15 protein-coding genes are annotated in these 26,684 nt (G+C 39.8%); 6 read left to right on the top strand and 9 right to left on the bottom strand.

The annotated features are described in order from the left end of the window. Positions 1-30: 30 nt before the first annotated feature. Together R8N23_RS12245 and R8N23_RS12250 are read left to right on the top strand one after the other, a co-directional pair. Complete coding sequence (locus tag R8N23_RS12245) at positions 31-3,993, top strand: T9SS type A sorting domain-containing protein (RefSeq protein WP_318171890.1); 3,963 nt, start codon at positions 31-33, stop codon at positions 3,991-3,993. Between the two features lie 104 nt (positions 3,994-4,097). Beyond that, positions 4,098-5,405: a flavin-containing monooxygenase gene (locus tag R8N23_RS12250; protein ID WP_318171891.1), complete on the top strand. Its 1,308-nt coding sequence runs from the start codon at positions 4,098-4,100 to the stop codon at positions 5,403-5,405. A 221-nt stretch (positions 5,406-5,626) separates the two neighbouring features. Here the strand turns inward: R8N23_RS12250 and R8N23_RS12255 are convergent, their stop codons facing one another. Genes R8N23_RS12255 through R8N23_RS12265 form a run of 3 tightly spaced genes read right to left on the bottom strand, consistent with a single transcriptional unit; the run spans position 5,627 to position 8,208 of the window. Continuing rightward, a complete protein-coding gene (locus R8N23_RS12255) occupies positions 5,627-6,655 on the bottom strand; it encodes a matrixin family metalloprotease (protein WP_318171892.1) in 1,029 nt (342 codons plus the stop codon). 21 nt (positions 6,656-6,676) lie between these two features. Beyond that, entirely contained in the window at positions 6,677-7,777 is a 1,101-nt protein-coding gene (locus R8N23_RS12260) for a hypothetical protein (RefSeq protein WP_318171893.1), read from the bottom strand. Between the two features lie 44 nt (positions 7,778-7,821). Beyond that, positions 7,822-8,208 (bottom strand): hypothetical protein, encoded by a 387-nt coding sequence (locus R8N23_RS12265; protein WP_318171894.1) that lies wholly within the window; start codon positions 8,206-8,208, stop codon positions 7,822-7,824. Between the two features lie 225 nt (positions 8,209-8,433). Here R8N23_RS12265 and R8N23_RS12270 point away from each other — a divergent pair, with 225 nt between their 5' ends. Next, the gene (locus R8N23_RS12270) at positions 8,434-9,072 is read left to right on the top strand and encodes a response regulator transcription factor (RefSeq protein WP_318171895.1); all 639 of its coding nucleotides are present in this window, start codon (positions 8,434-8,436) and stop codon (positions 9,070-9,072) included. Between the two features lie 22 nt (positions 9,073-9,094). After that, on the top strand, positions 9,095-9,442 hold the full coding sequence (locus R8N23_RS12275) for a hypothetical protein (protein WP_318171896.1): 348 nt from the start codon (positions 9,095-9,097) through the stop codon (positions 9,440-9,442). 10 nt (positions 9,443-9,452) lie between these two features. Here the strand turns inward: R8N23_RS12275 and R8N23_RS12280 are convergent, their stop codons facing one another. Further along, positions 9,453-10,511, bottom strand: coding sequence for a clostripain-related cysteine peptidase (locus R8N23_RS12280; RefSeq protein ID WP_318171897.1), 1,059 nt, complete (start codon positions 10,509-10,511; stop codon positions 9,453-9,455). Between the two features lie 268 nt (positions 10,512-10,779). Here R8N23_RS12280 and R8N23_RS12285 point away from each other — a divergent pair, with 268 nt between their 5' ends. Further along, on the top strand, positions 10,780-13,719 hold the full coding sequence (locus tag R8N23_RS12285) for a triple tyrosine motif-containing protein (RefSeq protein ID WP_318171898.1): 2,940 nt from the start codon (positions 10,780-10,782) through the stop codon (positions 13,717-13,719). Between the two features lie 17 nt (positions 13,720-13,736). On the opposite strand, the gene R8N23_RS12290 is transcribed toward R8N23_RS12285, so the two are convergent. Beyond that, positions 13,737-14,000 (bottom strand): hypothetical protein, encoded by a 264-nt coding sequence (locus R8N23_RS12290; RefSeq protein ID WP_318171899.1) that lies wholly within the window; start codon positions 13,998-14,000, stop codon positions 13,737-13,739. Positions 14,001-14,197: 197 nt separating this feature from the next. Here R8N23_RS12290 and R8N23_RS12295 point away from each other — a divergent pair, with 197 nt between their 5' ends. Further along, on the top strand, positions 14,198-17,116 hold the full coding sequence (locus tag R8N23_RS12295; RefSeq protein WP_318171900.1) for a CHAT domain-containing protein: 2,919 nt from the start codon (positions 14,198-14,200) through the stop codon (positions 17,114-17,116). 11 nt (positions 17,117-17,127) lie between these two features. Here the strand turns inward: R8N23_RS12295 and R8N23_RS12300 are convergent, their stop codons facing one another. Genes R8N23_RS12300 through R8N23_RS12315 form a run of 4 tightly spaced genes read right to left on the bottom strand, consistent with a single transcriptional unit; the run spans position 17,128 to position 26,649 of the window. After that, positions 17,128-19,275: an OmpA family protein gene (locus R8N23_RS12300; protein WP_318171901.1), complete on the bottom strand. Its 2,148-nt coding sequence runs from the start codon at positions 19,273-19,275 to the stop codon at positions 17,128-17,130. Next, a complete protein-coding gene (locus tag R8N23_RS12305; RefSeq protein ID WP_318171902.1) occupies positions 19,276-20,319 on the bottom strand; it encodes a PorP/SprF family type IX secretion system membrane protein in 1,044 nt (347 codons plus the stop codon). Positions 20,320-20,321: 2 nt separating this feature from the next. Then, entirely contained in the window at positions 20,322-22,199 is a 1,878-nt protein-coding gene (locus tag R8N23_RS12310; RefSeq protein ID WP_318171903.1) for a hypothetical protein, read from the bottom strand. 4 nt (positions 22,200-22,203) lie between these two features. Next, positions 22,204-26,649 carry a hypothetical protein gene (locus R8N23_RS12315; protein ID WP_318171904.1) on the bottom strand — a complete coding sequence of 1,482 codons (4,446 nt, stop codon included), beginning with the start codon at positions 26,647-26,649 and terminating at the stop codon, positions 22,204-22,206. Between the last annotated feature and the right edge of the window lie 35 nt (positions 26,650-26,684).

Consider the following 26,684-nt stretch of genomic DNA (forward strand, 5'->3'; position numbering starts at 1 on the left):
CCAAATTAATTAGTTGCTCAAGTGAATTTTATGTGTGATTTTTTTGAATCTCTCCGATCAACCAGCGCCCTGATCTGGAAACAAAAATTTCTAGTTTTCTGTACAACCTTTTGCTTACTCTTCTACCTAGAAACGGCAGCTCAAACTAATACATGGGATGGCTCCAGTAGCAATAACTGGAACACAGCTGCCAACTGGTCATTGAACTTGGTACCAACCGCAGCTCATGATGTAGTGATCCCAAATGGTTTTAATGTAACTGTCAATACGGCGGCAGTTTGCTTATCATTTACCATAGCAGGCGGAGGCACTAATAATACCGTAACTATTTCAGGATCTAATAGCTTGACAGTGACAAACAATGTTTCGATTGAAAGTGGAACTGGAAATGGTGATTTGAAACATTTAAATGTGGCGGATGGCACACTTTCTTGTGAATCAATAGTAATCGCGGCTGCGGCAGGGTTCAATAGAGGAGCTGAATTGTCAGTGTCAACAGGTACAATTAATGTTACAGGAGACATTACGATGGGTGATGGGTTTGTACTTTTTGGTACACCTATCAACGATATTACTTTCGATGGAAATGGTACCATCAATGTTGGTGGCGATTTCACTGGCGGTGTGCTAAATGCAGGTACAGGAACCGTCAATTACAATGGTAGTAATCAATTAGTTGGTGCCTACGATTACAACAATCTGAGTTTTAATGGAAGTGGAGATGCGTTCGTTGAAGGGGATCTTAGTATTTCAGGCGATTTCACTAATAATAACCCCAATACATTGGATTTCACAGGAAGCAAAGTAACACTTGATGGCACGGGGGCTCAAGCGATTGGTGGCACCTCCAGCACGACCTTTGATGATCTTTATTTTGATGGATCTGGCACAAAGTCGTTTGACATTACAACGACAATTTCAGGTATTTTCAATATTGCCAATGGCGTCGTAGCGGACTTGGGAACATTCGATCATACAACTAATTCAATATCTTTTGACAACATTGGCCAAGTCAGTGGAATTTGGGGCAGTTCATCCTCTTCTTCAGCTACCAATTTTAATGATGTTTATTTTGCAGCGACTACGGGAGGTATAGAGGCCGCTATTGATGGCCCTACGTTTTATTATACGAGAACCACAGGCAATTGGAGTGCAACCACTACTTGGTCAAACGAGGATTACAATGGAGCTGCAGCAAGTAGCATACCTTCCACGGGTGACATAGTGTATATCGGTGGTGGAGATTATACAATTACAGTAGATGCAGGAGCAGAATGCCTTGATATTATTTTTCTGGAGGGCAGTGCCAGCGAACCTGTGCTCACCATAGCATCTGGGATCACTCTGGATGTGGTAGGTGAAATCACTATGCCAAGGGGTGGGTCTAGTTTTTTCAATCTTGCAGGAAACACTCTGACAGTAGGTGATGGTATATTAAACGCCGGGAGCTTTTCTTTTACTGGAGGTGAATTATTTGGAGATTACCGTATTAACATAGGAGCAGGTACGTTCACCGTAACTGGCGACGTAACATCTGATGTTTTCTTAAACTTCCCTGTTATAGAATTTACAGGTGGTGCTGGTGAGTTGATTTTGGGAGGAGCCTTTCTTGAAGCTGATGTGGTTACACTTACGACAAATGGCAATGGAACGATAGAATACAATGGCACTGTTGATCAGGAAATTAGCAATTTCACTTACAACAATTTGATTCTTTCTGGTAGTGGCAACAAAACAGTTGCTGGGGCTTTAGATATCAATGGAAATCTTACCTTATCTTCAGGAATTACTTTTGTTGCTGAATCATTCACACACACCATTGCTGGTAATTGGATAAATAATGGAGCCACGTTCTCCAATACAGGGAGTACTATCGAGTTTGACGGAACTGTCGCTCAGTTCATTCTTGGCTCTCAAGCCACTAACTTTCATAATTTAAGCTTGAGCGGAACAAACTCTGTCACATTTGGTTACTCGACAGATATCAGTGCCACACTTAACATTAATGCTTCGGCAACCGCTGATTTATTTGGTATTCTCACACATTCAGCTAAGACATTAGCATTTGACGGGGGTGGACAAATTCCCGGAACATGGGGAAGTACCAGTTCTGCTGCAACTAATCAGAATGATACCTATTTTTCTTCGACTGGGATCATTACAGTCACCAATACTATCTATTATGCGGCAGCAAATGGCAATTGGAATACAGCAACAAGCTGGTCAACGGTAGATTACGGCGATGGCACAAATACTGCCACCTACCCTGTAACAGGAGATATAGCCATGATTGGAGGCAATTACACTATTACTGTTGCAGCAGATGCTAACTGTGCTTTTGTGGAATATGAAACGGGAGTTGGCAATACGAATACAGTTACAATTAACAATGGCGCTACACTAACCGTGTCAGATGCAGTAAACATCCCTTCACTAGATGGTGATACCAATATAATGAATGTATCAGCAGGGACATTGAACAGCGCAGAATTAGTATTTAGTCCTGATGATGGTGGAACCCCGGTATCTCAATTATCTATTTCCACTGGTACAGCTACTATAAGTGGAGACATGGTCAATAGAGGCCCCGACTTTCTTGGAGATAGAACTTCTGCCTATATTAATTTTTCCGGTGCAGGGCTATTACAAGTTGCAGGTGAATTTGTAAGTGCTAATGATGGGGAATTAACAGCTAGTACGGGCACCATAGAATACAACGGTAGTGATTCACAAACCATTGCTGATTTTACCTATTACAATCTAACACTCAATAATACAGCCGTGGATAATCCTTTGACGGCTGCAGGAAATATAACAGTCACTCAATCTCTTCTGATGAATGCTGGAGTTGTTGATTTGGATGGAAACACTTTCACCTTAGGCTCTGGCGGTACTTCGGCGCTATTTAGAACTGCAAGTTCTATCACCAATTGGTTCCACAATGGTTCATTTGAAAGGTATTGGCCAGCATCTACTGCGATAACAAGTAACTCAGGAAGTCATTATGGTTTATTTCCGATAGGCTCAGATACGGATTATCGTCCCATGGAGTTTAATAGTACTGTAGCGCAAACAGGTGCAGGAGTCATTAATGTGACACATACACATCGCGAATCAGTCACTGAATTGAGTCCATATTATGATGATAATGGCACCGATATTGAAGTAAAAGATAATTCTTCATTCATTGTGACTAATACGGCTACTGGTGGCACATATGATGTCAGTGTTTCAATGACAGATTATGGCGCAAGTGGCAATATTTCTGACATTCGTCTGGCAAAAAATGCAGGTGCCACTTCAGTGAATGCAGTAGGTACTCATGCTGCGGCGACTGGTACAGCCGAGGCTCCTACAGGAAATAGAACTGCTGTTACTTCTGCTCAGCTAGATGGAGACTGGAGAATCACATCTACTGACATAGATAATACGCCTCTCCCCGTAGACCTACTTTCTTTCCACGGGAGCTTTACTAATGAACAAGTGATATTAGGCTGGTCAACAGCTTCAGAATTAAATAATGATTATTTTGAGTTGGAACATTCGGTAGATGGATCGATTTTTAATAAGATAGCCACCATATCTGGTCATGGAACTACCAATGAATTGAGTGAATATACATTTGATGATAGCGGTTATGTCCAAGGCATAAACTATTACCGTTTGAAACAAGTTGATTTCGATGGCAAATCTGAAGTTTTTAATCCGATTGCCATCAGCACATCAGCACTGCAACAAGCTGAACTTACGATATATCCTAATCCAACCAAAGGCAACTTGCATATTCGATTAGATGGATTCAATAATCAAAACGAATCATCTCTGACCATTGTTGATCACCTGGGCAAAGTGGTTTATCACGAGATACTCCCTCCTGCTACTCAACTTAAGACATTGGACAACCTAGGTACTGTTTTAGTACCAGGAATCTATATACTAAACGTACAGTCTGGTACAGAAAACCTTAGACGAAAATTAGCCATTCAGTTATAGTCATATACTAACCGCCCGTTTAGTACCGAATTTCTACCCAATCATTAGTGGCGTATCGATCGCTGACGATAAATACTTATATTCAAGTTTGAAAGACAATGAATATGAAAAAAGTATGCGTGATTGGAGCAGGGCCATCCGGCATTACAGCAATCAAAAATTTACTGGATGAAGGACTCAATGTCACGGCTTACGACTATAACGAGGACGTCGGAGGCAATTGGATCTACAGTGAAAAGGAAAGTCATAGCAGTGTATTTGAGACCACACATATCATCAGTTCTAAAATACATTCTCAATATGAAGATTTTACATTTGATGAATTTGAACCCAATATACCGGACTATCCTTCTCATGACCAATTAAGGCGTTACTTTCAGGCCTATGCTGAAAAATTTGATCTCTATAAAACCATACAGTTCAACACTTTAGTTAAGCACTGCCAATGGATCGATGACCATACATGGGAAGTAACCATAGAACAAAACGGAGAAACACAGACACAGACTTTTACAGACCTTATTGTTTCCAACGGTCATCATTGGCAGCCGCGCTACCCTTCTTACCCTGGGAAGTTTACTGGTGAATATTTACATTCTCATCAATTCAAAAAAGCAGCCCCTTTTACAGGAAAAAAAGTCCTGGTTATAGGTGGTGGCAACTCGGCTTGCGATGTAGCAGTAGAAACCAGCAGAGTAAGTAAAAAAACAAGCATCAGTTGGCGAAGAGGTTATCGCATAGTGCCTAAGTTCTTGTTTGGCGAGCCAACAGATGTTGTAGCTGCCAGGATGAGATGGTTACCGCCGAAACTGAAGTATTTTCTTTCTGGATTGACTGTCAGATTACTGACGGGTTCTAACGAATCCTACGGACTACAAAAACCAACACACGCCGTAGCTGCCACTCACCCAACAGTAAACGATGAACTTTTATACAAGCTCAGACACGGTAAAGTATTTCCTAAAGTAGATATTGATCATTTTGATGGTAAAAACGTGCATTTCAAAGATGGCTCAAAGGAAGAATTTGATACTGTAATTGCCTGCACTGGTTTCGTGTTGGCTCATCCTTTCTTCGATAAGAGTTTTATAGACTATAGCGAAGGTGAAGTACCTCTATACCTGAAAATGATTCACAATAAGTATCCTAACCTATACTTCATTGGTATGTTTCAGCCGCTGGGGTGCATTTGGCCAGGAAGTGAATTGCAAAGCAAAATAGCCGCTCGGGCTATAGCTGGTCAATGGAAACGTCCTAAAAATATAGAAGCCCTTTGCCAACGAGAAGTGACTCATCCTCACATCAAACAGGTCAAATCTGCCAGACATACCATTACCGTAGACTATTTCAAATTTTTGAAGGAGCTGAAAAGACATCTTCCAAAAAATTACATAAGTAGAGAATCTAATTAGGTAGAACAATTTTTACTTAAGAATAGAATCATATGCAGTAATCAATTCCTCAGAACCACTCGCAAAGGGGTGTACCTCATAAGTATTGATAAAATTTCTATCTTCTATATAGACCGGCAGGTATTGCTCATTCAAAAGCATCCCTAACGATGAGCAAAAGTATATCTAATTTTGTTATGGGAAAGAAGAAGAAGTCTTACCCCATAACAAAATTGTAAAGGTCAATTAAACGGATAAAATATAGATGCACCGATGCTATCCTTCTTCGTGATTTTCAGGTCCTTGCTGCCCACTCCTCCACAGAAGTAATGCATTACTGATTTCGGATCATAATCTGACAATTCAATGGTATTATTCATATTTTCACTCGGACAGATTGCTGGAGCACCAGATCGTATATGTTCATGTCGAAAACCTAACACGTGTCCCAGCTCATGTCTGAGTACGCCCGGTTTACTGAAATCAGAAGTGAAAAATGTAAAATCAATAAGTATCTTTCTTCGGTATTTGGGATAATATGGAAAGAAAGCCTTGGCTATAAAAGTCCCTGAATTTACCTTCTTGATAACAAAGGTTAACTCTTGGGGATTGTCAGATGCATTCAGTTGATCATCCAAGTCTGATCGATGCGTAAAGGCAACGTTGCATATTCTTGACCAGTCCTCGGTGGCCTCTGACATATAGGCTATAAGATTATTGTATTCCGCTTCAGAAAAGGTCTGCTTGATAATCGAATAACTGATGTTCTCTGGATTATGGATTTTCGAAAACTGTCCGCCAATGACTACTCCTACCAGTTTTTCTTGCTGAAATAGGGTGTCCTTATTGTAAAAATTGACGGATGACACATATTGTATCATTTCATCATAATCAAAGAGTAAGTCACCCTCGGCCACAAAATACATGACTTTATCCACCATTACAGTATCATATACTTCCAGCAAAGATTTTATAGACAAATCTTCAACTTCAGCAGGATTAGTAGTTATGAGTGATTTCAGAGTCGCTCCCCTATAGCTTTCAGCATCTTTGTTAACGAACGTCATAAAATTTGAGGCATTTTCAACATTAGAGCCAAAATTATCCCCAGTGGAATAACTCTCTAGGGATGAGATCACAGTTTTGTTTTCAGCAATATCAAACAATCGTTTGGCCTTTGCTGCTGGAACTAGCGTTTGATCATTTACTACTTGAGAAGTACAAGCAGTAAATGCAAACATCAGGATATAGGTTGAAATTATGGTTTTCATGGTTATTTGGATTTTGTAAGGTTATTTATTTTCATCTTTCGGTAATATGATGGATCCGGATATTCCAATAGTTGGATTCTTAGATTCTTCCTTTTTAGGTTCAGAAGAAGTTGCGGGCCAATTAACTCTTGAATAAAAACTATTAACAGGGTCAAAAGGGATGGCTGTACCATCTTTGGGGCTATAACATGGACTGCTGCATAATGTTTTTGTAAACGTATATAAATACCCTTTTTCTTGAATGATTAAGTTGTACACGACTGGCTTTGTTTCCGGTAGTGTTACTGGAGCACCAAATGCTTCTGCATCTTGAAGCTCATCCTTATCAGCCTCTATTTCGGCTACTTTCACACTGGCCAGAGGAGCTGCCAACCCTGTAGCAATGGCCCCTAGCGAACTCACGAGTTCGTCAATTTGATTATCCGCTGTAGCTGTAGCTTCAGTCAAAATACCTTTTTCGGTAAGCTTTTGACTCAATGATGCCGAACCAAAATAAGGCATATTAGCATTCAGGTAATAAGTTGTGTTATAATCAATCTCAAGACTGGAAGTAATGGAGTTGGAAACGATTAGTTCTTGTAGACTCGATGTGTCTTCTTGAGGGTGATTAGTCCTTTGGTTGATCGAGCGTATAGTGTCTATTATTTTTGCAACCAAATCGTTGATTTCAATTTCTTGATTAACTTGATTTCGAGCGGATTGTTCAAATAACTGCTTAATTTTATCCTCCTTTGAACTTCTAGTACTTTTCTTACCTGGAAGAGTTTGTCTAATACTGTTAATCTCATAAACCAACTGACGTTGTGCCATTTTATAAGACGAACTTAAGGAATTTAGTCTATCCATCAGTTCAATGGCCGAGTCCAGTCCTTCGTCATTAATCGGCACCTCACGGCTTATCAAAACAGTTTTTTTGTCTCCTTCTTCTTTTACAAAAGTGACTGCATTCCATTTGTACAAATACTGGGTTTGCTTCTTTAAAACCTCAGTTTGAGTATAAAATGGTATTCCTTTAGTTTTTTCGGCCCCTTGATGTACTTTCAGCAGCGGAGCGCAGGACGGAATCAGAATAAAAGATAAAAGGATAATACCTCCGAATGATAGGTTACAAATTGGTCTCATGGTTATAAAATTTTATAGGTTTAAACATTTTTTTACTGAATATTTTAGAACGTCATCAATAAAAGCGTACACAAAAAGAAAAAGACGGCAATGGCTGAGTTCCAGATAGCATAAGCCACTACTGAAATAACCACCATAAATCCACTAATGTTAAATGGTCTTTCGTCAGATTGAAAGGAATTGCTGAACATACGCAACAAAAGAACCATGATCATGCTAGCATAGGGTAGCCACAGGGGGGGAGTACCTATGGTGCTTGTCATTACCTGAATGCCAAAAAAGGTCATAATCACCTCTGGTGGTAGAATGACGATAACCTTTTGAAGGAAATGGTGGACATCTTGTTTAAAGCCTAATCGCAAAGGCTTTATTTCCACATGAGGTAGTTTCAATAAGGCACCTGGCAATTTTATTCTAAGACTTTCTTTCATATCGATTTGTATTAAAATAATTCAACACAAACATGATGATAGCCAGAGGCCTGATCAAGGTGAAAAAACACGTATTGGATACGGGAAAATTCCCGTATTTCAAGAAATTGTATCAAAAAAATCGCAATACGGGAAATTTCCCCTTACATTAAGGAGTAGAAAGAATTAGTCTTGCTTTAAGTGTTTGAAATGAAAACCAAATAGCCCAATTACTAGTTGAAGTCCATGAATATAAATATCGGTATAGCAGACGACCAGCAGCTTTTTCTCAAATCATTGGGCACACTGATCAATCAATTCAAACATTGTGAGGTAATCGTTGAAGGCATGCATGGCAAAGATCTTTGGGACAAACTACAACGCCTCCCCAAACTACCAGATATAGTGTTATTAGATGTAAACATGCCTGTGATGGGCGGTATTGCTACAGCGCAATCTTTAGCCAAAGCCTACCCTGATCTGAAACTGGTCGCCCTTTCTATGAAGGACGATGATGCCACCATCATCAGTATGCTCAAAGCCGGCTGCTGTGCCTATTTACTTAAAGACATTCATCCAGCAGAACTGGAAATGGCACTGAAAGAGATTCACGAGAAAGGTTTCTACAATGCAGACACGGATAATATCAGGTACCGTAGAATGCTCACCAACGATCAGTCACTTACTGTTGAGCTCTCAGATATGGAATTGGCTTTTTTGCAATATGCCTGCAGTGACTTAACTTATAAGCAGATCGCGAGCGAAATGAACAAGGCCGTACGAACCGTAGACGGCTATCGGGAATCTGTATTTCAAAAATTCAAAGTACAAAGCCGCGTAGGCATGGCCATGGAAGCCATCAGAAGAGAATTAGTAACTATTTAATTTATAACTTAAATAATATATTATGGAATTGGATGCACGTTTAAAACTAAATGATCCGTTGTTCGTCAAAGATGAACAAAACAATTATGTCAAAATAACCAGACACGATGATCCAAAAAAACTCAATCTCACAATAAACCTTACCATTGACTTTATGGATGCAGCACCAGAAACAGGAAATGCTTCTTTGGATTCATTAATAGAGAATAATTTCAGAGATATAGAGTTTGATTCAAACCTCATTGGAAATAAAGGACATGATAACGGGCTACTTGAGTTAAGAAAAAAAGACCCAAGTAAAAACGAGGGAAGTTCGGAACTTCTATTGAAGTTACTTTTAGATCCAAAAATTCCGTATAGCGGAGGTTGATTGTATAAAATTAGTTGGGAGATTGCTCTATTTTATTCATTAATTGTCCCCAGCGATTCTCTAAAGCAAATTCAGTTGAATTCATAAAACGATCCATTCTCTTCTTTTTAAAGAAGAAGAGTGGATCCCAAGTCAACTTAACAGAAAATGGTGTGTAAGTACTCATACCATAGTGAGATTTATACTTGCAATGAACGGCATCATCCAATTTCACAAATGAATCTATTATCATTCCATAAAATTTTGGTATTAGTTCATCTAATATTGATCTTTCATTTTCATTTCCGAATTGGTAAATTTGATTTAGTAAAGAGAAGAAGTCAATAAATCCTTTCGATTCATGGACTGATTGAGCTTCTTCGAAAATGGTATTCAATAAATCAGTCCCCTCAAGTTCTATTCTTTTTTCAAGTTCATCTGCAAGTAACTCTAGTAGGCCAGAAATAGACTCGACCATGGAAAGGTGACACACCGAAATTGAAACATCATCATCAATCTCATCCTTGGTTCTATGAAATTTTTCTATAATTATCCTGCTCAAGAGTTTGGCATCCATCTCAGGATGATTAGCAAGAACCGAAAAAAATTCACCATAGCGGTATTCATCAAAACCAAGTTCTGTCTGTGGTGCCACTAAATATTCAACACAATTTCTTAATGAATAGGCTGTATCAATATTTTGCATGTAACAATTCATCATAACCAATAAATCGACTTTCACACCTCCTAAAGCCCCTTCAATAGCTTGTCTTAACTCCTTCATGCTAAGGATCTGTTTTGTGCTCTGATCTCCATCATAACCTGGAACTTTGCCTATACTTTCAAAAATTCCAAATCCATCACCGTGATCCCACGTAAACAACAGATATTTTTTTGCATAGTTTTTATTTAATACTTCCTTTTTAAAGTAAGACTTGACGTGATCAGGGTGAGAAATATCAAATTTGTTATTTTCTGCAACCACTTTAAGTCTATTTTTCCTCAACGATTGATCCATCTCCAATTTAAAAAATGCCGTGGTATTTTTATTTTTTGCTGGTAAGTCCAAATCACTTTCGTCAAATTCCAATAGAGCGTCCAGATAAGTTCTGTCAAAATTTATAGCAAAGAGTACGTTGATGTATGGGGCAAAGTCTATGGATTCAATGGGTCTAAGTAAATTGAATAACCTTCTAAGGTCCTTAGAAGGAATTGACTTAACCAAAAAGAAAATTGTCCATTCCTTTTTAATTGACATGTGCTATTTGTTTATTTTAAGCCTGTTGAATCTTCTAATCAAATATTGCTACTCGTTTGTGCTTATAGCGTGCATTCTCAATACTGCTTATAGCCAAAATGTGAAGTTTGTTAAACTTAACGAATTTAATCTAAACCATGGCCTTGCAAGTAATCATATCACCAAAATTGTAACAGATAGATATGATCATATATGGGTCGGAACACAAGAAGGACTTAATCTATTCGATGGAAAAGAGTTTCGGACCTTTTCTAATCAGTCCCAATCAAAACACAATATTCAGGGAAGTCTGGTTCAAGATCTGGTTATGGATACCGTCAGGTCATTAATCTGGGTTCAGACGGCTTATGCCAGCATCAGTGCCATTGACATAACAAGTCGAACTATTTCCAAGTCAATAATATTGGATCATAAGCAAAAATCATTCGCAGAACAGTGGGTAAGGTGTATTGATGTTCAGGGAGATGTTTTGTGGATTGGTGGACTCGATGCACTTTCTGCTTATCATATCCCTACAGACTCATTTCTAAGAATTGAAAAAATTGAAAAACAACTAGAAACAACTAAGTACAATATTTCTAAAATATTACATGATGATTATAATAGAGTTTGGCTATTTAATGAGGGTAATGGAATTCAGTTGATTAACGATTCAAGAGAAACGATAATTCCAATCAATATTCAAAAATTAAAAGAAAAGCAAAATGTCCTATTTCGTGATGCTATCATAGTGAAAAACAACATATTCGTTGCTTCAACCATTGGATTAATACACCTCAATATTGGTGAATCATCTAGCTCTACAATCAAAATTATAGATAGCCCCGATGTTTTAAGTGACATTGAGGTACGTGCGATAGAACCTATATCCAATAACCAATTGCTCATTTCTACATCTCAAGCAATATTCATTTATCATCTAATTACAAAAAAAGTCACCCAGTTGATTGATGAGAAAGTTAAAGGCAATTCTATCTCCGGTATATTTGAAATTTCTTCAAATCCTTTAGACAATCTAATTTGGGTTGGAACTCAATCTGGATTAAGCTCCTTTGCTTTAACGGACAAAACATTCTCGCCTTACCCCCTGTTGTACATAAAAAACTTAAAATTAAGTACTCTATATTCACTTCTACCCACATCAAAACGAGAAGTGTTGGTTGGTAGTAACAACAGCCTTTTCTCTGTTGATCTTATTACTCAAAACATAGATGTTTTGGATACAACAAATACAAATCTTCTTCTTTTCAGAGACAACTCAGAAGATATTGTAATTTCCAATTCAAATCAAATTTCAAGGCTAAAAAGAGCTAATGCAACTCCAAACAAGTATTTGATAGAAGAACATCCGTACAACCACGGTCTAAAAGATGATTTTTTTAACTCAGCAATAAACTACAATGATTCTATACTTATACTATCCAGCGTACTTCAAAAGGGACTAACCGTATGGAATACTAGATGCAATAGCTTTACGACATATCATCAGGATTCCATTGGATCTGAGGTAAATGGATTGCGAAAAATAAATAATTTATTCAAGAACCGAGATAAAAATGTACTTATCCTAACAGACAATTCTATTGTGCAATTTAACCCCTTAAACCAAACCAATCGAACCTATGTTATACACAACTCCAAGAATAACGAAACGCTCACCAACTTTATGGATATAACTGAAGTAGGGAGCAGTTACTTTATAGGAAGTTATGGCGATGGGCTAATCGAAACTGACAGAGAGTTTAACATCAAGAGAATTCATACTACCAAAGATGGCCTAAGCAATAATTGCGTTTATCGCATCTTTAACATCGAAAATAAAAAACTATTGATGACCACAAACAATGGATTATCAATCCTGGATTTAAAATCAAAAAAAATTAAAACTTATTATGAAGGCGATGGTTTGCATGGCAATGGATTTGAACAACTCTGTGGCTATCAAAAAGACAACAAGATCTATGTAGGTGGCCCAGGAGGGTTTACGATCGTAAATACTGACCTCCTTCCCGATTCAAGTGTAGCTCCAATCCTCTATCCTACGGGTATCACCATCAATACACCCGATGGTAAGATTGACAGTACCCATTTGGAAATGTCTTCGTTTACGATACCCAACGATGCCTTTAAAACCACCCTTAAGTTTGTATCGCCAGATTATAAAAACCCAGATCGCATGAAGTATCGCTATAAAATTGACGAGCTGAGTGAGGAATGGGTGGAGCTTGGTAATCAAAATTTTGTTGACTTGATCGGTGTAAACCCTGGAAAATATCACTTTGAAGTGATAGCGACCAATTCTGAAGGAACAGACAGTGAGCCCCTTAAAATGACGCTAGATTTCCTGCCTAAGTGGTATCAGACCACCTGGTTTAAGGTATTGCTATTGCTGTTGGTAGCTGGCTTGGTGTATTGGGTACAACGTTACCGTATGGTCCAGATTAAAAAACAGCAAACCATCCGAAAAGAGATTGCCAATGACCTTCATGATGATATAGGCAGCACATTGAACTCATTAAAAATATTTGCCCACTTGGCTCAAAGTGATAAGAACAACAAAAGCCATATCGAACAAATAGAAGAATCTATTTCCGAGGCCACTGTTGGTCTGCGCGATATGATATGGGTCTTGGAGGATGAACAAGATTCTGTATATGAAATCATGGAGAGAATCAAGAAGTTCGCCTCACCTATCTGCATGGCCCATGACATCGAGTTTGTAGGTACTGTAAACGCCACCTCAGAAAAGCCCATTCCTAAGAAAATCAAACGTAACATTTTCTTAGTCGCTAAAGAGTGTATCAACAACAGCGTGAAATATGCCGAATGTTCCAGAATTGAGGTGGTTTTGGCTTATTCCAAATCAAAACTACAACTTACTATTGAGGATAATGGCAAAGGTTTTGACTGCGATGAAATAACAAAAGGAAAAGGCCTAGATAGCATGGAATACAGAGCCAATCAGGTAGAGTTCAATTGTGATATCCAATCCAGAATTGGGTCGGGCACAATAACTACTATGCAGGGAACTATAGGATAAATTTGACAGGAAACAAGCTACAGCACCGGAAGAGAAATTCTTGCCTCGGAATACAAGTCATAAACCGCTACCAAAGCTTCTTGACCTGTTGCATAAGGATATAATTCATAAGAGGCTATGGATTGACGATCTTCGATGTACACAGGCAGATACTTTTCATCCAAAGCATCCCAAACAATGAGTAAGAAGGCATACCCAATCTTGCTTTCCCTTCCCCTCTCCAACCAATTCTCAAATTGTTCTTCTTCTAGTGATTTGGGATAATTTGAACCATCAAACATAATACTTGTACTTGTCCATTTTGTGATTGGCTGGCAAGATAGATCAGACTAATTGTTTGAACCAAATGATTTAAAACTTACCTTTGAATAGCGAATCCGCAAGATAATCCACCCATCCAAAATTTTGATTCACTATATTTAGCAAATGGTGATATTCCATTAAACCATTTGATTGAAAGATTAAAAACATACATTCAGTGAAAACACATAAGCGACACATTGTCAATGCATTAACGGGTATACTAATCGTTGTATTTACTTTCAATGGTTTCGCACAAACCTGTTTGCAAAAACTAGACAGTGTTTATCTCTACAAGTATGAGTCTCCCGAAAAAGCCAGATTTTATGCCAGTGCATTGCTTGAAGATTTGGACTCAGGAAGATGTGTCACAGAATTGGGGATTGCTGCGCTATACAATAATATTGGGCTGTCTCTTTGGGAGATCAACGAGAAGAAAAAAGGACTCGATGCGCTAAAACGTGGACTCAATGAAGAACTGAAGACAAAGCCTGAAACTCACCCTGACCTGTTGGGGCTGTATTACAATCTAACAACCTTCTACCGTGAATCAGCCAATTTTGTTGAGGCTGAGAGCTATCTCAACAAAGCCGAAAGTGTAATCAACAGACACTTTGCCAACGACAAGGAAAAACAAGTTGGGTTCCTATTCAATAAGGGCGTTTATTACCGAGAAAAGGGAGACTTTCAAAAAAGTATAGAGGCCTTAGAAACAGCCATAAGTAAGATTAATCTAGCTGCTGATTCTACTCAAATTGCCTTGCAAATTGAATTAGGAACTACCTACATAAATTCTGGAGACATGGCCAAAAGTGAGCTCATTTTGATTGAAGCTATCGAGGCCGCTGAAGGAAATCAAGAGAGGCTCTTGCTCAAGGCCATTGATCGATTGTCCGCTCTGATGATTGAATTGGGAGATTTCTCTGATTCGGAAACTTACCTCTTGGAGAACCTTCAACGCAAAGACAGCTTGTATAGTGACGCTCCCCTGCTTAAACTGGAGACTTACAACAACCTGAGCATCTTGTATTATCGCCTCAACGACCTGGCGTCCGCTGAAAAGTACATTGCCAGAGGCCTGGATGAAAATCAGAATATCAGAACAGTGAAGCCGAAGTTACTCAACAATTTAGGGACGATTTACATGAAAGAAGGCAACCTGGAGGAAGCTGAAAAATACTTCAACGAAAGTGCTAAAGCGTTCCAGGAAATATACGGAAGCATCAATCCTGATTATGCCACCAGTTTGAGTAACCTGGCGGGTATATATAAGCTCCGAGGAGAGCTTAAACGAGCACTTGACACGTATTCAAAAGTATTGGATATGGATCGTGCCATCTATGGCACCAAGCACCCTACTTATGCTACATCGCTCAGTAATGTGGGTTTACTCTACATGCAATTTGGAAGTATGGGTATGGCCAAACGATTACTCAACCAAGCCAAAGAAATACGCTTCAATTCATTGGGTGGTTATCACCCTTTATATATCAAAACGGTGAATGACCTGGCTATCTATCATCTAATCGAAAAGGATACGGTAGCGGCCATGGATGCTTTTGATCATGCACTCGATGCAGAAATTCACCATATGCATGATATCTTTCCTGTGCTTACTGACAAACAGCGGAAGCTCTATTTTAATGAAACCAGAAGTAACATTGAGCGCTATTGCGCCTTAGCTTTTCAACCTAGTTTCGTCCATACACCTTATGCGGTGCATGCCGTTAATCATTTTATCAATACAAAAGGAATGCTCTTTTATGCATCGGAAAAGATGAGAAGGGTCATTTTAGGCAGTGGTGACGAAAAGATCATCAATACTTACAATACCTGGCGTGAGGAAAAATACCTTTTGGCCCAAGCTTATCTTTTAACTCAGGACGAAAGGGAACGCCAAGGTTTGGATATTCAGGAAATGGAAACCTATTGTATCGATTTAGAAAAGGAACTCGCGCAAACCTTTCATGTTTTCCTTGAAGAAGAACGAAGTGCTTATCATACTTGGGAAGAAATCAGCAATGTTTTAGGTGATAGCACCGCCATGATTGATATGATTCAGTTTCGAAATTATCACGCGAAAATTGTTGATCAGGAACTAGATCAGGGATTTGAAGATCAGGCTCATTATGTTGCGTTCATAATCAAACAAGATAGTGTCATTGAAGCGGTGACCTGGGATAGAGATATAGATTTTGAAAAGGGTCTCAAACTCTATAACAACGCTATTAAATTTGGCATAAAAGACAAACTCACTCACAAGATCTTTTGGGCTCCTATTCAAGCGCATCTAAATGATATAAACCGTGTGTACTTCTCTCCTGATGGGATCTATCATAAACTAAATCCTGCTATTCTATTTGATATTGAAAGACAGAAATATGTTGCAGATGAAATTGACATCACAAACATCACGAGTGGTAAAGACCTAATTTACGCCGAGGATAAGCAGCTGATTAGAGAAGCTAAAATTGTGGGAAATCCTGACTTCTCCAATGTACAAACCGAGTATATGCAATTGAAGCAATTGGCTGGTGCTGAAGAAGAAGCCAAAGATATCACTAGAATACTTGATGTAAGAAAATGGAACACTGAGTCATTCTATTTTGCAGAAGCCACCGAAGATCAAATCAAGACCTTTCAAAACCCTGGTGTTATTCATATTGCTACGCATGGCTTTTTTAAAGATGATCCAGACAACGTAGACCCGCTGCACAGTTCGGGTATATTTTTGAGTAAACAAGAAGGCAGCTCCAGCGATGGTATTCTTACGGCTTATGAGGCCATGAATTTACAGTTGGATCAAACTAGCCTGGTAGTGCTAGCCGCTTGTGAAACGGGTCTGGGAACGGTAAAAAATGGCGAAGGAGTTTTTGGCTTGCAACGAGCCTTTCTCGTAGCTGGTGCAGATAATGTGTTAATCAGTTTAGTGAAGATCAATGACCAAGCGGCCAGACGTTTTATGAATTTGCTATACGAGCAATTACGCGACACCGAAGACCCTCAACAGGCGTTTTTTAATGCTCGGGCCTTATACAGACAGGAAGATGAAAATCCCTACAACTGGGGTGCCTATATATTGGTAACGAAAGGCTGATTGTTCTTTAATTAATCAAAAACCTCCCAAATATTTTCTTCTGTTATAAAGAATTTTGGATCAACTATAGTTGAATTAGGAATATACAGCCTAACCGAATGTCCTGGCGTAATGACCTTTTTGGTAGTTCCATTCCAACGGTGAACATCCTTCGGATCAAGATTCATTTTTTCAGCAATATTATCCAGCGTCAAAGGTTTCCTCAAGACTACATTCCTAGCCGCTGGTAGCGAAAGTGGTTCATGGCTCTCTACGTGCACCTCTACCCTTCTATCAAGTACCCGCCTAAACCAATGGTCTTTTTCTTTTTCAGACCGCATTTCCCCTCTAGCCATTACTTGTATTTTTTCTTCTGGTACACCCAAATCAATTAAATAAGCTTTGGCTGCATTTCCTCTTTTCTGGCAAAGTGCCACATTACCTTTTTCAGAACCATGGTGATCAGAATACGACAATAGATTGATTTTCTTATATGGTTCATCTTTGACCGCTGCATAGAAATCATTGAGTGCTTGCTTCGACTGCAATCGCAGCGTATAATCTCCATAATCAAAATACAAATGCTCTACATTGTCGACTGATTCATATATTTTGGCTGGTTTCGCTTGAGCCACTACAGTATTTCTACTTTTAGTTCTCTCCGCACGATTGGATCTCGCAGATTCTAAGTTCGAGGCCACAGATCCTCCTTCCACCGCGCTAGAATTGAACAGTTTTCTTAAATCTTTTTTCTTGGTTATCACCGGTTGAAACAAAGCATATCCTTCATAATCTTCCGCTCTAAAGGTGACCAGGTCAATGGCGCCAACATCCCTATACCTCGATACTATTTGAGCATCCACCATCAACTCTCCAGCAAATAACAGCGATAGGAATAACCTCTCATTGGGTACAGAAAACTTATACAAATCCAACACCTCTTTGGTTTCTCTATTGGAAGATAGATACCCTGTTGAATCACCAATAAAGAAATAAGTATCGTCCCAGGTAGAATTGAAAGGAAACCCAATATTGAACAAGTCAGGACTAAAAAACGAATGCCCCTTGGCGCCAAAAATATCATACCCCCCATAGCCTACATGTCCGTTACTACTAAAGAGCAAACTTTCATGAGCAGAAGAATAGTATGGTGTAATTTCATTCTCACGAGTGTTGATCACCTTACCCATATTGATCGCAGGTAACCACGACTCTCCGTCATCGCCTCGCAGGCTCATCCAAATATCACTACCCCCTTGACCACCAGGCCGGTCTGAAGAAAAGAAAAGCGTATCCCCAGTTATAGACAATGAAGGATGTTTATTTTCTGAGTTTGGTTCGTTGATGAATTCATTGAGTTCAACGGGATCAGACCATTTTTCATCAACCAAGGCGCTGAATTTGATCTTGCAACCAGCATTCTTTTCATTTTCACAAGAAGTGTAATAGAACTTGTCTCCAGAAGCATTAAATGTGCCTGATCCTTCAGACCATTTGGTATTCAATTTGTCAAACCTGTGCTTGTTACTGATGTTATGGTAGCTGCCATTTTCACGAACTTCATACATCATCATGTCAGGCAAAAGTCCACTGTACTGACTCCCCTGATATTGTTCACCTGAAAGGTTTCTTGATGTAGCGAAAACCAAATGTCCATCTGCCGGATTTTCGGTAGCGCCATAGTCATGAAAATTACTATTCAACTTTTTGATATACTCGACTTGATAATGCCTGTCCTGTTGTTGTTCTCTTTTCGCGATCAAACATCCCTCTCTTTGCCTATTGGCTAACTCCAACAATTCAGGATCTATGTCTGTAATTTTGGCCAGCTCCTGATAAATAGAATCTGCCAGATCAAACTTACTCTCTAGTTTGTTGAGCGTCGCATACTTATAAATAGATTTCGTTTGGTAATCATGGCCAGTTTGCTCGCTTAACTTCTTAAAGCCTTTCATCGCCTTTTCGTACTGTAGCGTTTGTTCGTAGCAAACGGCCAATTGATATCCAGCGTAGTAATTCTTTTTACTTATAGCATATGCTTTATCGTAATAAGGAATGGCTTCTAAAAATCTGTTTTTATCAAACTGCTCATCACCCAGCTCAATGTATTTTGGCACAGATTGGGCCAATGCATTCATTGAGAATATAAGAAAGAGCGCTACTGAATGTATAATTTTCATTTAGAACATGGGATTGGACAGTCTCCTATACGATTTATGTAATTCAAAACTATACCCTAAAGATATCTCGTAGGCAGATACGTTGCCATTTATTTGTTCATTAAGTCCCTGATTCGTGGCATTCATATCCACACTAAAGCCAACTTTGATCTGTTCAACCTTTAGGCCTATTAAAACGATAAAAGAATCGTTTACACGGTACCATCCCCCTGTCTGCAGTTCTACACCCAGATTAGATTTCGATGAGCTAACAAATGTAGAAATATACATACCTAGATTCATCTGGGTGCTACCATTCGAATTGAGCACATAGGCTGATGGGTGCCCGTAGAACCTCGCTCCCAGGGGAAACTGAAATACCGCAAAAGCTTTGTAAAGCATGGCCTTTCTGGCATCAAAATCTTCAATGGAACCAATCTTTGGTCGGTTCAAATTATCAGCACTGATACCCGCAGAAAACGCATAGTCCCTGATTTTGTAATCGTCATTATCATAAGTGGTGTATAGCGCACCAAAATTGATTACAGGATACCACACTGGGTCAAATACGATGCCCTCACCTGCCAGGCTACCATCATAGCCACCATCCAAATACTGATTGAACTGTGAGCCCCATCGATAACCATCACCAGAAATGTTTTGTTGGGCATATCCGGCTTGTACCCCAAATACCAATAGCTGATTTCTCAATTCAGATAAATTCACCACATACGAAAAGTTGCCAATAACTTTTTGATTTCTATAAGCTCCTTGATAACCTCTACTCTCCCTGAAGAAGGTAACACCAACGCTACCAAAGTACTCTTCCCTCGTGGTAACTCTTCTCAGTGGGTAACTGAAAGACCCTTGCATAAGCTCGACATAACTTTCCGTATCTGGATTGCCAGCTCGCTTATAATTAGAATTAAAATTGATCGTAGTGATTGTACCGGGAAACGCAGGGTTCATAAGTGCCCCGCTCGCAAAATATTGAGAAAACTGACCTTCCTGACCGAAGGCAGCAAAGGAATAAATAAAGGATATGAGAAGTAGCGCTTTCTTCATTGTCATTTGACTAATAACACAGATCCAAGTTTACTAAAATGCTGTGTCTGTTCTCTTTCACCGTTAACAAAATACTTATCACTCACATCCTCACTGATATCATAAGTGATACTTACATTATAATAGTATACACCTTCAGGAGCTTGTTGACCACTTTTCAGATTTCCATCCCAACCCAAATCATCTAGATTAAGGTCTTCGCCAGTAAGCGTTGCCGTATACACTTCTCGGTTGAATGAATCAAAAATCAGAAAAGAAATGGAGCTGACTACTACTCCACCTACAAAAGGTCTAAATATGGTATTGTCACTGAGAAAGGCACCAGGTGAAAATACATTAGGAAGATACACTTCGGGTTCGGTGAGCACAGGAGACAAACCAAGTGCAAACCTTGTGGGCGAAGAAGTAATCCAAATCTTATTAGCGGTTTGAATAGTACCTTCTTCTGGAACAGCGGTTCCGATATTGTTATTGGTTGAAGCCACTGTTCGAAGTGCACTAAACACAGAATCTCCTTTTGCAAATTTTTGTAAGGTAGCATCGTATTCTCGGGCATTGATGAAATTGGGAGAATTAGTAAAGTCAACTCCTGAATAACTAACTGAAACTGTTAACTCCGCACTATCTGTCAAAGACTGAATAGACCATTCTACTTGAGGAGCTAGGCCCATCGTATGCTCATCTGTTTGTAAACTATCTGGGTTGGGCTGTCTACACTCTACCTTCAGTGTTACACCAGGTGTGCTACTATTGACCGCTACGTAATTAGGACTACCATTAATCCCCATTGGAAACACAGTAGCTTCCGTATCACTAGTAACTGCGAGCATTTTGCCTTCCACGTAAGATGGAGTTGACACTTCATTAGATGGTTTAACACTGATTTTTCCTTGAACAAGAAAGGTCTCCTGATTGGTTGCGTTCAATATTCCTTTCTCAATATTTAATCCAGATTGCACCAAAATGAAATTTGGAGGCAATGTTATTTTGCCTACCGTATTTAAACTCAGTTCATTAATGAATATAGAATCTGCACTACTCACCAGAGTCACTTCATCAATAACATTTCTATCTTCTACGTCGAGAAAACTTAAGTCACCCAAGTGCTTGTTGTTAACAAAATTTAATTCCCCACTTTCTACTGAAGCAATGGTTCCATTGTTAGTTAAAGTTCCATTGAAAGTGGCATCAGAGGCAAAGGCCATCGTTTGATCATTGATAATAATACCCTCAAATGTGGTTTCTCCTCCAAACAAGGATTCATTGGTAGTGTTGAAATCATTTTCCAAAATAGCTGTGCCCGTAATGGCGAACTTGCCACCGTTAGTTAGAATAACCGATGAATTAAAATTTCCATCAATTACGGTTTCGGATCCATCAGGATTGAGCAGCGTGCCGTCGAGTGTCACATCACCCAGCACGCCTAAAACTCCTCCAGTATTATCCAATAATCCATTAATTTGAAGATTGGATTCCAGGTTAAAGCTGCTGTTATTATCAATTGTTCCGTTGAGCACCGAAGTCTCTCCTCCTGTTATAAAAAAATCACCATCATTCGTAATCGTTCCGGCCAATGAAGCATTACCTCTTACTCCGAGTGTTGATTCTGTAGCACTATTTACAACTGAGGCTGCACCAAAGGCAGCATCACCTCTCACAACAAAATTTCCACTATTATCTACTGGACCAACGATCTGAGCATCTTCTTGAATGATGGCATTTCCTTCATTCGTAACTGTACCATTCAATGTAGCGCTACCTCCGATGTAAAAAGTCGAATTACCTTCAACATTCAATGTAGTAGATGAGCCAAGCAGTGTGGTTTGGGCAAAACCAAATCCTGGAAGAAAGATTAATATGTAGATGAAAAAGTATTTCATATTTTTAATCTACGTAGTCCATAGTGTAAGTAATACGTGCTCCAGAGAAATCGGCAGTAGGCCCTACACTTGTTGGTATTTCGATATAAATAAAGTAGTTGTTCGAACTATTGTCGATTACCTTTCCTACAGAGGCACCTATATTAAAACCTGCAATACCAGTTGTCCCATCAGGGATAATTACGGTATCATCAAAAGTAACCGCCGTTGAATACGATTTCGCAACAAAATGAGCTGTAGCATCATGTCCAGCTTGATTTCGACCAAAGATTTCAACCGCTTGAATAACAGCTCCATCAGGTAAATTTACAGGTGCCGAAATTTCTGCACCCAATTCTGATGCAGCAGATTTTACAAAAATTGAGCTACCTGCATTTGACTCGAGGACGTTATCTCCAGTCCCACTTTGCCTAGTCAAATTAAATGCAATTGGGGGAATCCCATAGTATTTAGTGACTGGACTATTGTACTTATAGGCATTAGCATTTACTTCTCCTACATCATCAATTCGCAATCCTTCAATCAATGACCCACTCATTTTCACACTCATTACCAATTCTGAAGCTTCTACTCCAACTGTATTATTGGTAAATCTTGTTTCTATTTTACCTATCTCTGTCTGAACAGCTGAACTATTCGCTCCATCAAAAACAATATTACCTCCAGTACCATTCGACCCATTATCATTATACACGTGCATGGTGGGTGCATTAGTTGGAGATCCCCTTCTGATCGAAAATTCATTTCCATTTACAGAAATTTCAGTGGATGTGGTAAGTGAGCCACCCAATTCTATATTGCTACCATTTACATTTAATCCATTTGCCGCTCCAGTAATGCTTCCACCACCACCAAGCGGCTGCCAGGCACCTAATACCCTTCCTTCAAAACCTTCAGACCCACCTTCAGTACTGTATCTAATCATACCGTCCATCGGAGCAATGATTCCGCTTCGTTCTATATCATTTCCTCGTGGTAATACCAAAGCAGTATTGGCATCCATTTGAATATGACCTGGATTGCCTATACCTGTACCAGGTGCTAAAATCAAATTACCTCCATTAAAACCAGAATCTCCATCTCCTGCTCTAACCGATAGATTATTTCCTACAGTTCCGGAAGCTCCTTCGACAAATATGTCATGGTCAACACCTGAAGAATAAATGGTCCCAGCATGCATATATGCATCACCCTGTAAATCTATTAACCCATCAAAGCCAATCCCATCTCCAAAACCTGGTTGCAAGACCACATTGCCCCCATCTGCTCCACTACCACCTGCAGCATCTCCTGATTGCAGATGAAGAACTCCGCCCTGCCCACTAGAAGGTGGTAATACTTGTATAACACCCGATGCATCTCCGTCAAAAGTGATAGGGGTATTAATATTTGAAAACGAAGATGAGCCTAGGCCAGTCCATACACTACCGTTATAACCTTCAAATTGAGAATCATCAAAATTAAACCTCAGCATACCCGAAACTGGAGATGCAATGGCATCTCTTTCAATACTAGAACCTGCTGGTAGTACAATAGCTTCATTAGAATTGAATGCAACCATTTCATCAAATTCAGCAGAGCCATCATTGTAAAGTGTCAAAGATGATTGAATATCATTAGCAAGGTCCAATACTCCATCAGCAGGTCCTGAAGGGGTATGATGGAAGGAAATTTGTCCATTTTCGAAGAAAATGAAACTACCCTGAGCACCTGAATTTCTTAACAGGTCATTATCAGTAACATTTGTCTTATCGGCATAAAGATCAGAACCAATAAAATCACCATTGACAGTTGCTGTGGCATTCTCAAAATGAGATAGCCCTATGGATTGGTCCACTTGGAGGGAAGACTTAGGAATCACTGTCCCGATACCAACATTCCCAGCTGCATAATTGATGTCACCAGCATTATCCGCCCATAAGCTAGCTCCTGCAATATCACTTGTCAAAGCAATTTGTCCACTTGCATCAGGCAAAGAGTACAGTTGAGCTGCTGTCAATGCACTTAATTCGAAAGCAGCAGTATTGCCGGTTCCTTCATCCTCCAAGGCAAAAACATTATCAACCTGCGTTAAGCTAGATCCAGTAATGGCACCTCCGGTCACATTAATATTAGAAAAGTTAGATTGTGCACTAAAGTCAGCAATGGCGTCTACATCCAGCTGACCTGCTCCATCTACAATTAAGTCTGTACCTGCACCTGTAGTAACATTGGTAGAAGCTGAAAGTACTCCGCCTAAATCAATATTTGACCCAGAAACTGTCACGCCGTTTCCACTAGATAAAGTAGCGCCATCCACCGCGTTTTCAAGATCCTGCAAGGCTGTTTTGATATTAGTACTAGGTGTAATAATTCCATTAGTGAATGTGCCCAAGTCTGTTGTACCGGCTGACAATCCATTCAAAACATTCAAATTATTCACTTCAGACCCTACTTGTAACGTGGCAGATAAATGTGGTTGATTGTCAGTTATCAGTGGGTGCGAAACTAATCCAATATCCTTACTTTCAGCTGTGGCAGCAGCCACGTCCGCAGCCGTTTCACTTGACACATTAGTCACATTAGTGGCCACAACATTTGTTAACTGAGAGCCATCAACAACTGGCAGTCTTGACGTACCATCTAACTGAACAATTTGATTGGGGCCTACGCCTACATTTACATTTAATGCCGTAGCATCGCCATCTCCTAGCACTGTGGTTCCATCGGAGTTGACTGGAGTGATTGGTAAATTAGTTAACTGCGAACCATCTACATTAGGTAATCTAGAAGATGCATCCAATTGAACAATCTGATTCGGGCCTACACCTACATTTACATTTAGTGCTGTAGCATCGCCATCTCCTAGAACCGTAGTTCCATCGGAGTTGACTGGAGTTGTTGGTAGATTGGTAAGTTGTGAACCATCTACATTAGGTAATCTAGACGTTCCGTCTAATTGAACAATTTGATTGGGGCCAATACCCACATTTACATTTAGCGCTGTAGCATCACCATCACCCAGAACGGTAGTTCCGTCAGAATTAACCGGAGTTGTTGGTAGATTGGTAAGTTGCGAACCATCTACATTAGGTAGTCTAGAAGATGCATCCAATTGAACAATCTGATTCGGGCCTAAACCTACATTTACATTTAGTGCAGTGGCATCACCATCTCCGAGAACCGTAGTTCCATCGGAGTTGACTGGAGTTGTTGGTAGATTGGTAAGTTGTGAACCGTCTACAATAGGTAGTCTCGAAGAAGCATCCAATTGAACGATCTGATTTGGACCAATACCCACATTTACGTTCAGGGCTGTAGCATCACCATCTCCAAGGACAGTAGTTCCATCGGAATTAACCGGAGTTGTTGGTAGATTGGTTAGTTGTGAACCGTCTACAATAGGTAGTCTCGAAGAAGCATCCAATTGAACGATCTGATTTGGACCAATACCCACATTTACATTCAGGGCCGTTGCATCGCCGTCTCCAAGGACTGTAGTTCCATCCGCATTGACTGCCGCAGGGGGAAGATTAGTTAGTTGAGATCCATCTACTGCAGGAAGCCTTGCAGAACCGTCCAGCTGCACTACATTACCCGCAGCAACCCCTAAATTGGCAGTAGTAAGATCATCAGTATCATCAACATCAAGATTGACCGGAACGTTGGTGATTTTCACAAAATCAACATCATTGATATCCGCATCCGTAATAGTAGCATCAGCGATTTCGGTTGTAGTCACCGACCCAGCAGCAATAGTGGCCGTCACACCAGTCAATTGAGAGCCATCTACCGCTGGAAGTCTTGCAGACCCATCCAGTTGTACCACATTACCGGCCGCATTCCCTAGATCAGCGATAGTAAGATCGTCTGTCGCATCAATATCCAAATTGACAGGAATATTAGTGACTTTTCCAAAATCAACATCGCTGATATTACCATCTGTAATGGTTCCACCCGCTATATCTGTCCCTGTGATTGTACCATCCAATATTTCTGTTGTGGTAACATCTCCAGGATTAAGGGTGGGTGTAATCCCAGTAAGTTGTGAGCCATCCACTGCAGGAAGTCTTGATGACGCATCCAATTGTATCAGCTGATCTGGTCCCGTTCCAACATTCACACTCAACGGTGTTATTCCTCCATCTCCGTTGATTGTGAACCCATCAACAGTTACTACTGTAGACCCTTCAATGGCCACAGGATTCCATACCCCATTCCAAATGAATAAACTGCCTAAAGTTTCATCGTAAACCATTAGACCGTTGTCTGCGGCTCCGAGAGACATCCCTGTTCTTTCTGCAGTGGACAGTCTAGGTATGAGTACCCCTTGTGCCTGACCCGCGACGGGTTTTATGTCCATCGCTGCATTTGGGTTGGGAGTGTCCGTATTGACCCCGATTGAATTTTGAGCCTGAGCTGTGGAGGCTACTAAAAGAATAGCTAACGCACCTATTATTTTTCTTACCATGGTTGAAATATTGCCAGTTACAACAATTGACTAAA

Source organism: Reichenbachiella sp. (genome assembly GCF_033344935.1).
In the GTDB taxonomy this organism is placed as follows: Bacteria; Bacteroidota; Bacteroidia; order Cytophagales; family Cyclobacteriaceae; genus Reichenbachiella.